We start from the raw sequence: 916 nt of genomic DNA on the forward strand, positions 1-916 counted from the left end.
CATATTTCTGATAAAAATCTATGAGGTAAGTAAGGGAGAAACCTCCGTTGAAGTCGACTTGGCTAAAGTCAATACCGTGGCATTGCTGTCCTTCATATCTTGGGTTTTTCGCCATTCCTTCTATGCTTTTAGGGGTGAAGGAGTGGGGCATATCTTTAAAGTCAGGATGCCCGATCTGCTGAAAGGGCTTATAGGTACCTCTGCCAACACTAATCACTGTTCCTTCAAACAAGCAAAGTGAAGGATACATTTTTATAGAAAGGTCATTGGGCAGGTTGGGGGAGGGCTTTACAGGCAATGAATAGTGGTTTTTATGGCTATAGTTTTTAACAGGGATTACGGTAATATCACATTGGATTTTGTTTTTAAGCCAGCCTTCGCCATTGATCATTTTTGCGAGTTCACCCACCGTTAGCCCATGCAGTACAGGTATGGGATGCATGCCTACAAACGACTGGTACGCCGGTTTTAGCACCGGTCCGTCCACATACATGCCATTAGGGTTTGGCCTGTCCAGTATGATCATCAATTTGTTATTCTCAGCACAGGCTTCCATCATATAGTGCATAGTACTGATGTAGGTGTAAAACCGGGTGCCTACATCCTGAATATCAAAAATAATAACATCAACATCGACAAGCTGCGAAGCCGTCGGTTTCTTGTTGTCACCATACAGCGAAACGATCGGCAGGTTAGTTTTCACATCAACACCGCTTTTTACAGTTTCCCCAGCATCGGCGTCACCCCGGAAGCCATGCTCAGGAGCGAAAACTTTTTTAAGGTTAACACGGAGGCTGAGCAGCGTGTCCACGAGGTGCGAAGTGCCTACCATAGAAGTTTGGTTAACTACCAGGGCTACTTTTTTGTCTTTAATGAGGGACAGGTAATCGCCGGTTTGGTATGCGCCGGGTGTAAT

General features: G+C 45.2%; 1 protein-coding gene. It reads right to left on the reverse strand.

Going from position 1 to position 916, the window contains the following annotated elements; translation table 11 throughout:
- On the reverse strand, positions 1-916 hold a 916-nt coding region (locus tag E1163_RS00250; protein ID WP_155168532.1), incomplete at both ends, for an exo-beta-N-acetylmuramidase NamZ family protein.

This window comes from Fulvivirga kasyanovii, from assembly GCF_009711405.1.
Classification (GTDB): Bacteria; Bacteroidota; Bacteroidia; order Cytophagales; family Cyclobacteriaceae; genus Fulvivirga; species Fulvivirga kasyanovii.